Below are 13,640 nucleotides of genomic sequence, written 5' to 3'. Positions count from 1 at the left end.
GTAACGCATCGGCTTCCGCGTACGAATGTTCCAATGAACCAAATGCGAAGGGGCCGCTGCCATGATGACCACGACCGAGAAATTTCAGTTTGCCGGCCCGAAAGGCCAGACCCTCGATGGGCGCCTCGAGCGGCCCAATACGGGGCCTGTCCGTGCCGTGGCTCTGTTCGCACATTGCTTTACCTGCACCAAGTCGAGCAAGGGCGCCGTCCGGATTTCCGCCGCGCTGGCGGCGAAGGGCATTGCGACTTTGCGCTTTGATTTCACTGGACTGGGCAATAGCGAGGGCGAATTTAAGGACAGCGGCTTTGTTTCCAATGTTTCGGATCTGGTTGCGGCGGCGTCGGCCTTGCGCGAGGGACCGGGGGCGCCTGCTTTGCTGATCGGCCACAGTCTGGGCGGTGCGGCGGTGATCGCCGCGGCCGAACAAATTCCGTCGGTCCAGGCGGTTGTGACCATCGGCGCGCCCTTTGAAGTGGATCATGTTCTCGGCCAGCTGGGTGATGATCTGAAAAAAGTCACTGCGGAGAAAGCGGCGGAAGTCACCATTGGCGGGCGGCCCTTTACCGTGGATCAGGCGTTTCTCGATGAAGCCTATGATCAACCGCAAGCGGATCGCCTAGCCAGGCTGGGCAAGGCGCTGCTGGTCATGCACGCGCCGGATGATGCGATTGTCGGGCTCGACAATGCCAGCGCGATTTTCACCGCCGCGCGGCACCCGAAAAGCTTCATTGCGCTGAACGGCGCGGATCATCTGCTGACCAGTCCCGGATCCGCAGAACAGGCGGCGGACATGATCGCGGCTTGGGCGACACCCTTTTTGCCGGCGACCGAGCAAGCGGACCCCAGCGCTTCCGAACGGCCGGCAAAAGGCCTTGTCACGGTGGAAACCGCCGGTGGAAAATTCACCCAATATGTCCGAACCAGCAGTCATGACCTGATTGCCGACGAACCGCTAGCCTTTGGCGGTGATGACCGGGGTCCGGCGCCTTATGACTATTTGCTGGCCGGGCTGGGCGCCTGTACGTCAATGACCTTGAACATGTATGCCGAACGAAAGAATATCCCGCTGGAATCGGTCCATATCACGCTCGAACATTCCCGCGAACATGTCGAAGACTGCGCGACCTGCAACAATGCGGATAACCGGATTGATGTTATTGACCGGACCATTGTGCTAGACGGCGATCTGAGTCAGGAGCAACGCGAGAAGCTGATGGAGATTGCTGACAAATGCCCAGTGCACCGCACATTGGAAAACCGGATCGACATTCACAGCATTTTGGCGTGAAGCGGCGATGACGGCAGCCGAGAAGACAATATCTGGCGGGTGCCATTGCGGCGCGGTCCGCTTTGAAGCGGTTGCCGATGCACAGCCGGATCTGCTCGATTGCAATTGCTTGATTTGCGCCAAAACCGGGCATTTGCATCTGACCGTGAAGCACCCGCTATTTACGCTGCTGTCGGGCGAAGATGCGCTGACCAGCTACAGATTCGGCACGCAGCAGGCGGATCATCTTTTCTGCCGACATTGCGGTGTGAAAAGCTTTTATCAGCCCCGGTCTCACCCGGACAGCTGGAGCATAAACTACCATTGTCTGGATGATGGCCATGGCCTGGAGCCCCATATCATCATCTTTGATGGTCAGAATTGGGAAAAATCCAAACAGGCATTGAACGCTACGGATTGACGGGACGAGTCCCGCAGGCGTATAGCTTGCTGGCTTGAAAAGGGCGGCCATTCCGGTCGCCTTTTCTGTTTTTTTATGTGCGAACCGAAGAAGGAATTTCCTATGACGATCACCCCGTTAATGCCCGTATATCCGCGCTGCGACGTTCGTCCGGTTCGCGGTGAAGGCTGTTATCTGATTGGGGAGAATGGCGAGCGCTATCTGGACTTTGCCAGCGGTATCGCGGTGAACCTGCTTGGCCACAGCCATCCGCATCTGGTCGGCGCGATCCAGGACCAGGCCGGGACCTTGATGCATGTGTCCAACATGTACGGATCCCCACAGGGCGAAAAAGTGGCCCAGCGCCTGGTCGACAGCACTTTCGCCGACACGGTCTTTTTCACCAATAGCGGGGCGGAGTCGGTCGAATGCGCGATCAAGACCGCAAGGGCGTACCATGCCGCCAATGGCAACGAGCATAAGAATACGCTGATCACCTTCAGTGATGCTTTTCATGGCCGGACAATGGCCACGATCAGCGCGTCAAGCCAAACCAAGATGCACAAGGGATTCAATCCGCTATTGCCGGGCTTCAAATATGTTACCTTTGACAATCTCGAAGAAGCGCTCGCAGCGGTTGACGACAATACCGCCGGTTTCCTGGTCGAACCGATCCAGGGCGAAGGCGGCGTGCGCCCGGCCAGCCAGGCCTTTCTGCAGGGATTGCGCGACTGTTGCGATGACAAAGACCTGATGCTGATTTTCGATGAAGTGCAATGTGGGGTCGCCCGCAGCGGTCGTCTGTTTGCCTATGAAGAATATGGCGTCGAGCCCGATATTCTCGCGTCCGCCAAGGGACTCGGCGGCGGGTTCCCGGTGGGCGCCTGTCTCGCCACCGAAAAGGCGGCGGTCGGTATGGTTTTTGGGACTCATGGATCGACCTATGGCGGCAATCCGTTCGCGATGGCGGCCTGCAATGCGGTGCTCGATGTCGTCGACAATGAAGAGTTTCTGACCCATGTCCGTGATACCGGCGACCGGTTGCGCGCCAGTCTCGAGCAGATGATCCCGAACCATGATGAATTGTTTGATCATGTCCGGGGCATGGGCTTGATGCTGGGTATCAAGATGAATGTCGAAAGCCGCCCGTTCGTGGCGCATTTGCGCGACAATCACGGGCTTCTCACCGTTGCGGCCGGCGACAATGTGGTGCGCATATTGCCGCCGCTGATCATCGATGAAACGCATATCACCGAAGCCATCGAAAAGCTGTCCGCAGGGGCCAGAGATTATCAGGTCCCGGCGTCATGACGCAGCATTTTCTCAACCTGTCCGATGCCGGCGGCGATGCGATTGCGGCGATGATCAACGATGCGCTCGACCGCAAGGCAGCGCGCCAGTCCTGGCCGAAAGGCAAGGCGGACCAAGACGCGCCGCTGGCCGACCATGTGCTGGCGATGATCTTTGAAAAAAGCAGCACCCGCACCCGGGTTTCTTTCGACATGGCGATCCGCCAACTGGGCGGCACGAGCATCGTCATGGACTCCGGATCCATGCAACTTGGCCGCGGCGAAACGGTGGCGGACACCGCAAGGGTGCTCTCGCGCATGTGCGACGCGATCATGATCCGGACCGATGATCATGCCAAGATTGAAGAACTGGCCGCCCATGCAACGGTACCGGTCATCAACGGCCTCACAGATCTCTCGCATCCTTGCCAGATTGTCGCGGACCTGCTGACATTGATTGAACGGGGCAAGGCGCTGCCCGGGCTCGAGCTGGCCTGGCTCGGCGACGTAAACAACGTCCTCAACTCCATCGTCGAAGCCGCAGGTTTGATGAAGTTTAACGTCCGGATCGGGTGCCCCGAAGGCTATGATCCCGACCCCCAGTTTATCGCTGCAGCTGAGGCGGCGGGTGCGACAATCACGGTGCACCGGGACGCAATGGAAGCCGTGGCTGGCGCGGATATTGTTGTCACCGATACCTGGGTCTCCATGGGTCAGGCCCATGCCGAAGCCAAGATGGAAGCGATGATGCCGTTTCAGGTTCATGACGTCGTGATGGAGAAAGCCAAGCCCGACGCGCTGTTTCTCCACTGTTTACCGGCGCATCGCGGCGAGGAAGTGATGCCGTCGGTCATTGATGGGCCGCAATCGGTGGTGTGGGATGAGGCCGAAAACCGCATTCATGCGCAAAAGTCGATATTGCGCTGGGTATTCGGACAGATCTGATGCCGACGCTTCTCGATGCCAATCTGTCCTTCGCCATTCCGGCCAAACATTGCCGCGGGCGCGGTGTGCGGCTGGGGCGGACGCTGGATGAAATCATGGACGCCCATGACTATCCTCCGCAGATCAAGACTTTGCTGGGCGAAGCCGTCTGCCTCACGGCCTTGCTCGGTGCGCTGCTCAAGGATGAAGATGCGCAATTGACGCTGCAGGCGCAAACCGAAGCCGGGGTGATCAGTCTGCTCGCCTGTGACTATAAGGACGGGGCGTTGCGCGGTTATATCCAGTTTGACCGCGAACGCCTGGCGCGCGAACCGCTGGAGCCCAGCCTGATGGCGCTGTTCGGCAAAGGCTATCTCGCGATTACGTTCGACCATCCCGAACCGCGCGGTCGTACCCAGGGTATTGTTCCGCTGGAAGGCGGCAGCCTGACCGAAGCGGTGCAAAGCTATTTCAGTCAGTCGGAGCAAATTCCAACCTTGATCCGTGTGGCGCTCGATCTGGATGCCCAGCCCGCGGTCGCCGGTGGCTTGCTGGTCCAGCATTTGCCGGAAGGCGAGGAAGGGCGCGAACGCTTGCATGTCCGCATGCATCATCCCGAATGGGAGCATGTCGAGATCATGGCCAATAGTGTTCAACCCGAAGAGCTGCTGGATGCCGCACTGCCGATTGAAGACATCCTGTGGCGTCTGTTCAGCGAGAGCGACGAAGTGAGGGTTTTGAGCGGTAAACCGCTCATTAAGGGATGCCGTTGTAATGAAGATCATATCAGGGACGTGATCGCGCGATTCCCGAAAGAAGATAAGGAAGAAATGATCGACGATGAGGGAATGATCGCCATTGATTGCGCTTTTTGCAGCAAGCGGTTCGCGATTTCGGGGCTAAGTTTAAACAACTGATAAATAAGTAATAATTTACTTTCAGTTCACCTTACTTGTCTAAAATATGCAATTATTCGCCGCATTTGGGTGCAATAACGGCCACATTCCGGGATTATTGGTCCACTATAGCCATAGCGAGATGGCCGGCCAGCAAAGGCGCGTAAAGGAGGTTACGGGAATGAATATGGGAACACTGATCAAATATGTCAGCGCAACTGCGGTTGCGACGTTCGCCTTTTCGGTTTCCGCTCCTGCGCAGGCGCCGGAATTGGCGCTGCTTGACGGGTTGCAGAAAGGTGAATGGACACTCAAGGCACGCGGAGCGCCCAATGGCGGCAAGAAAGTCTGCCTGGGCGATCCGAAACTGCTGCTCCAGATCCAGCATGGCAGCGCGAGCTGTTCACGCTATGTGATCCAGGATACGCCAAAAAGCATCCGCGTGAGCTATAAATGCGGATCTTCCGATCATGGTGTGACAACCATCAAGCAAGAATCCAGCGGCTTGATCCAGATCCAGTCGCAGGGCATCGAAGGCAATGCGCCGTTTTCCTTCACTGTCGAAGGCCGGCGAACGGGTAGCTGTTAGTTATCGCCCGTTAGCATTTTGTTAACCATGATGATGCTAGGACTATCTCCATCATGCTTTGGCATGAAATCCTCCCTTTTGGCTTGAACTAGAAGCCACACTGGGCCGCATTTCGTTGAAATGGCGGCCCACTTTTTTGCCCAAAATGCCCGATTGCTGTCGCTAGGACTTGCGTGCCCGGTCGAACCGGATTAGCGGGGCGCCTATGTCGGATCAGAGAAAAACTGCGATTGTGCTGCTGTCAGGCGGACTGGATTCCATGGTTGCCGGGGGCATCGCCCGGGAACAGGGTTTTGATATTATCGCGCTCACGGTGGATTATAATCAGCGCCACAAGATCGAATTGCAGTCCGCAGAATCTGATTGCCGAAAAGCTCGGTGTGAAGGAACATATCATATTGCCGCTTGATCTCGGCCGGTTTGGCGGGTCGGCTTTGACGGACAATATCGCCGTTCCCAAAACCGGCGTGACGACCGATATACCGGTCACTTATGTGCCCGCGCGAAACCTGATTTTCCTGTCGCTGACATTGGGGCTCGCCGAGGCGCGGCAGGCACGCGATATATTTATCGGTGTCAATGCACTGGATTATTCCGGTTATCCCGACTGCCGACCCGAATTTATCTCCGGCTTCGAAAAGCTGGCGGATCTGGCCACCAAAGCGGGAGACCAGGGGATGGGGTTTACCATTCAAACGCCCCTGCAACTCATGACCAAGGCGGACATTGCCAAGGAAGCCGCGCGTCTGGATATCGATGCCGGCATGAGCTGGTCCTGCTATGATCCGGCTCCCGGCAATATGCATTGCGGCCTGTGTGACAGCTGTCGTTTGCGCCAGAAAGGGTTTGAAGAAGCCGGACTGAAAGACCCTACGCGCTATGCGGAATCGCCATGAGCTACGCGATCAAGGAAATGTTTCTGACCTTGCAGGGCGAGGGTGTGCAGGCGGGACGGCGTGCGGTATTTGCCCGCTTCACCGGATGCAATCTCTGGACCGGCCTGGAAAAGGATCGCGCGACGGCCGTCTGCCAGTTTTGCGACACGGATTTTGTCGGTATGGATGGGGAAGGCGGCGGTCGTTTTGCCTCAGCCGACGCAGTGGCTAATGCCATATTGGCGACCTGGGGTGACGAGACCACTGACCGGTTCGTCGTCCTGACCGGCGGTGAACCCATGTTGCAGGTTGACGATGCCCTGATCGCAGCCTTGCATGCGAAAGACTTTGAAATCGCAATCGAGTCGAACGGAACCTTGCCGGTTCCCCGCTCAATCGACTGGATTTGCATCAGCCCCAAAGCCGGGAGTGAGACCGTTCAGCGGTCCGGGGACGAGCTGAAACTGATCTGGCCGCAAAGCGGCAGCGACTGGCAGGCAATGACCGCATGGGATTTTGCCCATCATCTGGTCCAGCCGATGGACAGCCGGTTTGATGACGCCGTGAACCAGGCGAATATCAAGGCCGCGATGGATTTTGTCCGAGCCCACCCGCAATGGCGTTTGTCGCTGCAGACCCACAAGATTCTCGGGATCGCCTGACCGTTACAGGGGGCTTATTCCTCGGCCTCTTCTGCCTCAGCAGATGCTTCTTGCGCATCATTCCCGGTGGTGGTTTCGCCTTCCTGTTCAGCCTCGGCATCGCCGGTCGCCTGGGTGTCGACGTCAACCATGTCGTCGCTGATCGTGCCGTCGATAACATCGACTTCATCCATCTGGGTTTCGGTAACGGCATCCGCTTCGGGGGCTTCGGGATCCCCCGAACAGGCTGCCAACAGCGCAGGTGCGATCACCATGATTGCGAGGGATAGCTTTCTCATGTCATTGTCCTTTGGTCAAAGAGGCTTGTTGATCCAGCGATAATATCATTTGCTGATCGCTGTCAAAAAAGAAGGCGCGGTTTTGCGCAAGGCGGCGTCGAAATCATGCAGTGATGCGGTTATGCCCAGTTGTTTCAGACTGGTGACCGGATATTCGCTAATGCCGCAGGGGATGATCCCATCGAAATGATCGAGATCCGGATCCACATTGACCGAGAACCCATGCATTGTGACCCATTTTCGAATGCGAATCCCGATGGCGCCGATTTTTGCTTCCTGCCCGGCGGGCGTGTCGCACCAGATGCCGACCCGGCCTTCAATGGCGCGCGCAGACAGGCCGAATTCGGCCAGCGCCGCAATCACCCAGTCTTCGAGCGCATGGACAAACCCGCGGACATCGGACCGGCGTTTCTTGAGGTCCAGCATCACATAGCCGACTCTCTGACCCGGCCCATGATAAGTATGCCGTCCGCCGCGTCCGGTTTTGAAGACCGGGAACTGGCCGCTGAGCAGTTCCTTGGGATCGGCGCTGGTGCCGGCGGTGTATAAGGGCGGATGTTCGAGCAGCCAGATCATCTCCTGCGCGGAGTCCTGGCGCACCGCCGCATTGCGCGCTTCCATCCGCTCCAGGGCGTCGGGATAGGAAACCTGCGTGTCGCTGACGCACCATTCGATGTCGGTTGGGGACTGCATAGAATTTCCGTGCACAATTGCCATCGTGGTGGCAAGAGCAGAACGGATGAAATTTGATCGCAATCGCTGCGAGAGGTGGGAATAGTGAAGCTGAATTATATGCAATGCTGGAATGGCGCGATGGCGATATTGCGCGACCATCTGGAAGGCATATTGGCCATTGCCGGCGTTTTTGTCTTTTTGCCAACGCTGCTAATGGCCCAATTTGTCGGGCAGCCTGCAGTCGAAGGCGTGACCGATATCAATGACGTCATGGCGGCCTACCAAACCTATTTCTCCAACAATGCCGGATCGGTCATCCTGTCCAATCTGTTGATCAGCTTTGGCGGACTGGCGGTGTTTTGCGTGATTGCGCCGGTTCATAACGGAACGGTCGCGGACAGTCTTGGCACTGCCGCGCGCTTGTTTCTGGTCTTCCTGCTGGCAAATATCCTAACCGGCCTGGCGACACTGGCAGGCTTTTTGCTGTTCATCCTGCCTGGTCTTTACATCGCCTGCCGCCTGGTCCTCGTGCCGATGATCATCGCGGATCAGGGTGAAAAAAACCCGATCACCGTGCTCAAGGCCAGTTGGAACCACACCCAGAATAATGGATTTGCAATCATGTTGCTGATCCTGATCATCGCCATTGTCGGCACCATCACGGTTGGCGTGGTCCAGATGGTGATTGGTGTGGTGACCGGACTGGCCACGGGCGGGGCAGGTTGGCCGCTGATTGAAAACACCATCTCCGCTCTGGGCGGGACCGCATTGCAAATCCTGATCGCCGTGGTCATCGCGTCGATCTACCGCCAGCTCACGGGCACCGGCACCGGAAAAACGGTTGAAGAGATTTTTAACTGATGATCGGAATATGCGGGCCCGCCGTTTCGGGCAGGTGACCGGTCAATCGAGGGTCAGGGTTCATCGAGACTTCGCGTTTGAAAGCGGTAAATCCGGCAGCGCAATAATAAGGCAACGCCCGCGGAGAATCCAGCGTGCAGGTGTGCAACCAGACGCGTTCGACATCCTGTCGCCACGCTTTGGTCAGCGTGACATCCATCAGCCATCGGCCATGGCCCTGACCGTTCAGTTCGGGGATGAGCCCTAGAAATCCAATTTCACATTGATTGGCCTCGCGAAAATCCAGTTCGATGAAACCGACAGGTTGCCCGTCCAGTTGCACCTGATAGATGGCGACGTCGGGATGATGGATGATCGCCGTCAGTTCATCCGCGCTGAGCAATAGGCGCGACAACCACATCCAACGTTCGCCAATCTTGCGAAACAACGCCAGATATTTTTCAGGCGCCGGCTTGCACCAGCGTTCCAATGTCAATGTCGATTCCCCAGCCGTGATGGCAGGTCTGCTGGTCATTTCCAGATGGGTAATGACATCGGCGACATGGCCATCAGGAACCGGCAATGTGGTCAAGATATCAGCTCCACTTGGCTTCCGGTGGCAGGCTCATCAGGATGGCATCGACATTGCCGCCGGTCTTCAGTCCGAACGTGGTGCCGCGATCATAGACCAGGTTAAATTCGGCATAGCGACCGCGCCAGACCAGCTGGGCCTCTTTTTCCGCTTCGGTCCATGGCAGGCCCATCCGGCGGCGCACCAAGGCTGGAAAGATATCGAGAAACGCGCGGCCGACATCCTGGGTGAACGCAAAGTGCCGATCAAAATCGCCGTCCTGTTCGATTTCCAGATGGTCATAGAATATCCCGCCGACCCCGCGATGGACATTGCGATGCGGAATGAAGAAATAGTCATCGGCCCATTTTTTGTAACGGGCATAATAATCATCGCCATGCGCGTCACAGGCCTGCCTGAGGCGCGCGTGAAAGTCCGCCGTGTCGTCATCATAGGGCAGCGCCGGATTGAGATCAGCGCCGCCGCCAAACCATCGTTTGGTGGTACACAGGAAGCGGGTGTTCATATGCACCGCCGGGACATGGGGATTGCGCATATGGGCAACCAGGCTGATGCCGGTGGCGAAAAAATGCGGATCTTCGGCAGCGCCATGAATGGCTTTGGCGAATTCCTCGCTAAACGTGCCATCGACCGTCGATATGTTGACGCCCACTTTTTCGAAAATCTCGCCTTTCATCAGCCCCTGAACGCCGCCGCCACCGGGCGAGCCATCGGGGTTCTTGCGGTCCCAGGGCTTATATTCAAAGCGGGCGGCGCTGCCGGCTTCCTGTTCGATGGCCTCGAACGCTGCGCAGATATTGTCTCGCAACTCCGCAAACCAGGTCTGCGCGGTGCGTTGTTGTTCATCAAGTTGAGTGTCCGTCATTCTGGAAATTGTCCTGTCTGTTTCAAGGCCTCGCCAAGCGCCATGCCTGCCGATACGGCAAGATTCAAGGATCGCATGCCGCTCTGCATCGCTATGGTGATTCTGTTGTCCACGCTTTGATGCACATCAACGGGTACCCCGGAACCCTCTGATCCGAACAGCAATATGTCATTTTCGCGAAAGACAAAGTCGTGATAACGCGTGGTGGCTTTGCTGCTGAACAGGATCAAGCGCCGGGCGGCAGATTCGCTGAACGTCACAAAACTGTCCCAATCGGCATGGCGGGTGAAGTCGACATGATCAAAATAGTCCATTCCGGCGCGTTTTAAGCTTCTGTCGCTGAACGGAAAACCGCAGGGTTCGATAATGTCCACAGCCACGTTCAAACAGGCGCATGTCCTTAGAATCGTTCCTAAATTTCCAGCGATATCCGGTTGGTACAGGGCTACTCTCATGGTCGGTGCAACATGGGGGTTAACAATATGTGCGGTCAATGGAAAATTGACTGTTGGCAAACCATATGGATCGCGGCTATCAGGCGCGCAATTATTGCCCGAAGATCGGTATTGAGAGATAGCGAGGATTCTGGCAAACGGGGTCGACTTCAAAGTTAAGGGCTTGTTTACATGGCAACAGCTGAAACCGCTATAGATCCGCAAGACGGTGAACCGAACGAACCATCCGATGGCGTGCGCCGTCGGGATTTCATCAACGTTGCGGCCGTGAGTTTTGCCGGCGTGGGTGCCGTTGCAACGGTTTTTCCTTTGGTCAACCAGATGAACCCCAGCGCCGACGTGCTGGCACTGTCTTCGATTGAGGTGGATATTTCCGCTATTGAAGAAGGGCAGGCGATCAAATCAAGCTGGCGCAAGCAACCGATTTTCATTCGGAACCTGACCGCTGCTGAAATAGAAGATGCGAACAGCGTCGATGTCGCCGAATTGCGCGATCCGGAATCATTGAGCGACCGGACATCGGCCGGCAAGGAAAACTGGCTGATTACATTGGGTGTTTGCACGCATTTGGGCTGTGTGCCGCTTGGCGCCGCACAAGGTGAGGTCAAAGGCGAATATGGCGGCTATTTCTGCCCTTGCCACGGTTCGCATTATGATACCGCAGCACGCATTCGCAAAGGCCCGGCACCTACCAATCTGGAAGTGCCGGAGCATGAATTCCTATCAGATACCGTCGTGAAAATCGGCTAGGGGCAAGATACATGAGTTTTCCTTGGGCACAGCAATATACACCAACCACCGCCTTCGGTCAGTGGATGGACGAAAAACTGCCAATCGGTCGTCTGGTTTATAACAGCGTCGGGGCGGGTTATCCGACCCCGCGCAACCTGAACTATTTCTGGAACTTCGGCTCGCTGGCCGGTTTCTTCCTGGTGGTTCAGATCGTTACCGGCATCATCTTGGCGATGCATTACGCAGCCAATGCCACCATCGCGTTTGACTCCGTTGAGCATATCATGCGCGACGTGAACAGCGGTTGGATGTTCCGCTATGCGCATGCCAATGGTGCGAGCTTCTTCTTCATCGCCATCTACCTGCATATCGGCCGCGGGCTCTATTACGGGTCCTACAAGGCCCCCCGCGAAATGATCTGGCTGCTGGGCGTGGTCATCTATCTGCTGGCCATGGCCACCGCTTTCATGGGCTATGTCCTGCCATGGGGCCAGATGAGCTTCTGGGGTGCGAAAGTGATCACCGGCCTGTTTGAGGCCATTCCGCTGGTCGGGAAGCCGATCCAGGAACTGCTGCTTGGCGGCTTTGCGCCGGATAACGCGGCGCTGAACCGGTTCTTCTCGCTGCACTATCTGCTGCCCTTTGTGATCGCTGGTGTCATCATCATGCATATCTGGGCGCTGCACATTCCCGGGTCCAACAATCCGACGGGTGTTGATGTGAAGGGGCCGCAAGATACGGTTCCGTTCCATCCTTTCTATACCGCCAAAGATGGCTGGACGCTGGGACTGGCATTGATTTTCTTCACCGCCGTGATGTTTTTTGTGCCGAACATGCTGGGCCATGCGGATAACTATATCCCTGCCAACCCGCTTTCGACACCGGCGCATATTGTTCCGGAATGGTATTTCTGGCCATGGTATGCGATTTTGCGGGCGTTCACCTTCGACTTCCTGTTCGTTCCTGCGAAGCTGCTGGGCGTGCTGGCGATGTTCTCGGCGATCCTGGTCTGGTTCTTCCTGCCCTGGCTCGACAAGTCTCCCGTGCGGTCCGGCAACCACCGGCCGAAGTTCAAGAAATATTTCTGGTTTGGTCTGATCCCTGCGATCATCATTCTCGGAATTTGCGGTGGTGCACCGGCGGAAGAGCCTTATGTCATGCTCAGCCAGCTCGCCAGTGCCTATTATTTTGCGCATTTCCTGATCATATTGCCGATGCTTTCCCGGTTGGAAAAGCCTGAGCCGTTACCCAATTCGATAACCGAGGCGGTCACCGGCAAGCCGCTCGCTCAAGTTAGCTAAAGAATTAAGGACTTAGAATAATGGTTAGATTTTTTGGCTTCTTGATCGGTATCTTCTTTGCTGGTTGGCTTCTTGTTTCCTTCGGTCTCGGGCTGAAGGAATATGTCACCAACCCGCCTGAAAAGCCGGTCTATTACGCGTATCATCAGGAACCCAAGGATGTCTCGTTTTCGACCGACGGCATGTTTGGCAAATTTGATCGGCAGCAATTGCAGCGTGGTTTCCAGGTCTACAAGGAAGTCTGTGCGGCCTGTCATTCAATCCGTCTGGTGGCGTTCCGTAATCTCGAGGAAATCGGCTATAACGAAGCCGAAGTAAAAGCGATCGCGGCGAACTGGATTATCGAGACGCCCGATATTGATCCGAACACCGGCGAAATGTCCTCGCGACCTTCCTTGCCGGCAGACAAGTTTCCGAAGCCTTTTGCCAATGACGTGGCAGCGGCTGCGGCGAATAATAACGCCATCCCGCCAGATCTTTCGTTGATCACGAAAGCACGGGTAGGCGGCGCGCCTTATATCTATTCGCTGCTGACCGGATATCAGGATCCACCGGAAGATCTTCCGGATGCCGCCAAGCCGGGCCCCGGACTGCACTATAATCCTTATTTTGCAAACCTGAACCTGGCGATGGCGTCACCGATTGTGCTGGATGACCAGGTGGCCTATTCGGATGGCACCAAGGCCACAATTGATCAGATGGCAAAGGACGTGACGGCTTTCCTGATCTGGACCGCCGAACCCACGCTTGAAAAGCGGCACCAGACCGGTTGGGCTGTGCTGGCCTTTTTGCTGATCGCCACGATCCTCGCTTATATGTCCTATCGGACGATCTGGGCCGAGGTCAAAGCCGAGAAGAAAAAGAAGGCTGAGTAAAGCCAAAGTTTTCTCGAAAAAGACTACAGAGAGCCCGCCATTTGGCGGGCTTTTTTGTGTTTGATTGAGCGCGCATCGGCAATCAGCGGATTTCAGGGATGCACTGGCCCGATATATTGGTC

Annotated in this window: 16 protein-coding genes and 1 pseudogene; 12 read left to right on the top strand and 5 right to left on the bottom strand. The window is 56.5% G+C overall.

Going from position 1 to position 13,640, the window contains the following annotated elements; genetic code table 11:
* Positions 1-61 precede the first annotated feature (61 nt).
* From ACZ1GS_RS10265 to queE, 8 genes and pseudogenes are all read left to right on the top strand, one after another.
* Positions 62-1,291: a bifunctional alpha/beta hydrolase/OsmC family protein gene (locus ACZ1GS_RS10265; protein WP_472695101.1), complete on the top strand. Its 1,230-nt coding sequence runs from the start codon at positions 62-64 to the stop codon at positions 1,289-1,291.
* A 7-nt stretch (positions 1,292-1,298) separates the two neighbouring features.
* On the top strand, positions 1,299-1,691 hold the full coding sequence (locus ACZ1GS_RS10260) for a GFA family protein (RefSeq protein WP_472695100.1): 393 nt from the start codon (positions 1,299-1,301) through the stop codon (positions 1,689-1,691).
* 102 nt (positions 1,692-1,793) lie between these two features.
* Positions 1,794-2,981: an acetylornithine transaminase gene (locus ACZ1GS_RS10255; protein WP_472695099.1), complete on the top strand. Its 1,188-nt coding sequence runs from the start codon at positions 1,794-1,796 to the stop codon at positions 2,979-2,981.
* Positions 2,978-3,904: an ornithine carbamoyltransferase gene (argF, locus tag ACZ1GS_RS10250; RefSeq protein WP_472695098.1), complete on the top strand. Its 927-nt coding sequence runs from the start codon at positions 2,978-2,980 to the stop codon at positions 3,902-3,904. The genes ACZ1GS_RS10255 and argF overlap by 4 nt, the downstream gene beginning before the upstream one ends.
* Positions 3,904-4,800, top strand: a complete 897-nt coding sequence (hslO, locus tag ACZ1GS_RS10245) for an Hsp33 family molecular chaperone HslO (protein WP_472695097.1) — start codon at positions 3,904-3,906, stop codon at positions 4,798-4,800. Before argF ends, hslO begins: the two co-directional genes overlap by 1 nt.
* Positions 4,801-4,960: 160 nt before the next feature.
* Positions 4,961-5,368: a hypothetical protein gene (locus ACZ1GS_RS10240; protein WP_472695096.1), complete on the top strand. Its 408-nt coding sequence runs from the start codon at positions 4,961-4,963 to the stop codon at positions 5,366-5,368.
* A 205-nt stretch (positions 5,369-5,573) separates the two neighbouring features.
* Positions 5,574-6,264, top strand: a pseudogene (queC, locus tag ACZ1GS_RS10235) (7-cyano-7-deazaguanine synthase QueC).
* Positions 6,261-6,905: a 7-carboxy-7-deazaguanine synthase gene (gene queE, locus ACZ1GS_RS10230; protein WP_472695095.1), complete on the top strand. Its 645-nt coding sequence runs from the start codon at positions 6,261-6,263 to the stop codon at positions 6,903-6,905. Before queC ends, queE begins: the two are co-directional and overlap by 4 nt.
* 14 nt (positions 6,906-6,919) lie before the next feature.
* Here queE and ACZ1GS_RS10225 read toward each other — a convergent pair whose 3' ends face one another.
* Both ACZ1GS_RS10225 and lipB read right to left on the bottom strand, forming a co-directional pair.
* Positions 6,920-7,183: a hypothetical protein gene (locus ACZ1GS_RS10225; RefSeq protein WP_472695094.1), complete on the bottom strand. Its 264-nt coding sequence runs from the start codon at positions 7,181-7,183 to the stop codon at positions 6,920-6,922.
* Between the two features lie 45 nt (positions 7,184-7,228).
* Positions 7,229-7,876: a lipoyl(octanoyl) transferase LipB gene (lipB, locus tag ACZ1GS_RS10220; RefSeq protein WP_472695093.1), complete on the bottom strand. Its 648-nt coding sequence runs from the start codon at positions 7,874-7,876 to the stop codon at positions 7,229-7,231.
* An 84-nt stretch (positions 7,877-7,960) separates the two neighbouring features.
* Between lipB and ACZ1GS_RS10215 the strand changes: the two genes are divergently transcribed.
* Positions 7,961-8,719: a hypothetical protein gene (locus tag ACZ1GS_RS10215; protein ID WP_472695092.1), complete on the top strand. Its 759-nt coding sequence runs from the start codon at positions 7,961-7,963 to the stop codon at positions 8,717-8,719.
* Here the strand turns inward: ACZ1GS_RS10215 and ACZ1GS_RS10210 are convergent.
* Genes ACZ1GS_RS10210 through ACZ1GS_RS10200 form a run of 3 tightly spaced genes read right to left on the bottom strand, consistent with a single transcriptional unit; the run spans position 8,712 to position 10,763 of the window.
* A complete protein-coding gene (locus ACZ1GS_RS10210) occupies positions 8,712-9,290 on the bottom strand; it encodes a GNAT family N-acetyltransferase (RefSeq protein WP_472695091.1) in 579 nt (192 codons plus the stop codon). The genes ACZ1GS_RS10215 and ACZ1GS_RS10210 overlap by 8 nt on opposite strands.
* 4 nt (positions 9,291-9,294) lie before the next feature.
* On the bottom strand, positions 9,295-10,155 hold the full coding sequence (gene hemF, locus ACZ1GS_RS10205) for an oxygen-dependent coproporphyrinogen oxidase (protein WP_472695090.1): 861 nt from the start codon (positions 10,153-10,155) through the stop codon (positions 9,295-9,297).
* Positions 10,152-10,763: a tRNA (cytidine(34)-2'-O)-methyltransferase gene (locus tag ACZ1GS_RS10200; RefSeq protein WP_472695089.1), complete on the bottom strand. Its 612-nt coding sequence runs from the start codon at positions 10,761-10,763 to the stop codon at positions 10,152-10,154. The genes hemF and ACZ1GS_RS10200 overlap by 4 nt, the downstream gene beginning before the upstream one ends.
* Before the next feature lie 18 nt (positions 10,764-10,781).
* On the opposite strand from ACZ1GS_RS10200, the gene petA reads away from it, so the two are divergent.
* Genes petA through ACZ1GS_RS10185 form a run of 3 tightly spaced genes read left to right on the top strand, consistent with a single transcriptional unit; the run spans position 10,782 to position 13,518 of the window.
* Complete coding sequence (petA, locus tag ACZ1GS_RS10195; protein ID WP_472695088.1) at positions 10,782-11,360, top strand: ubiquinol-cytochrome c reductase iron-sulfur subunit; 579 nt, start codon at positions 10,782-10,784, stop codon at positions 11,358-11,360.
* An 11-nt stretch (positions 11,361-11,371) separates the two neighbouring features.
* The gene (locus ACZ1GS_RS10190) at positions 11,372-12,643 is read left to right on the top strand and encodes a cytochrome b (protein ID WP_472695087.1); all 1,272 of its coding nucleotides are present in this window, start codon (positions 11,372-11,374) and stop codon (positions 12,641-12,643) included.
* A 20-nt stretch (positions 12,644-12,663) separates the two neighbouring features.
* Positions 12,664-13,518: a cytochrome c1 gene (locus ACZ1GS_RS10185; protein WP_472695086.1), complete on the top strand. Its 855-nt coding sequence runs from the start codon at positions 12,664-12,666 to the stop codon at positions 13,516-13,518.
* Positions 13,519-13,640: the final 122 nt, after the last annotated feature.

It is taken from the genome of Parasphingorhabdus sp. W113 (assembly GCF_055693205.1).
The sequence above is the reverse complement of the archived record's forward strand: the minus strand, read 5'-3'. Positions and strand labels throughout refer to the sequence as shown.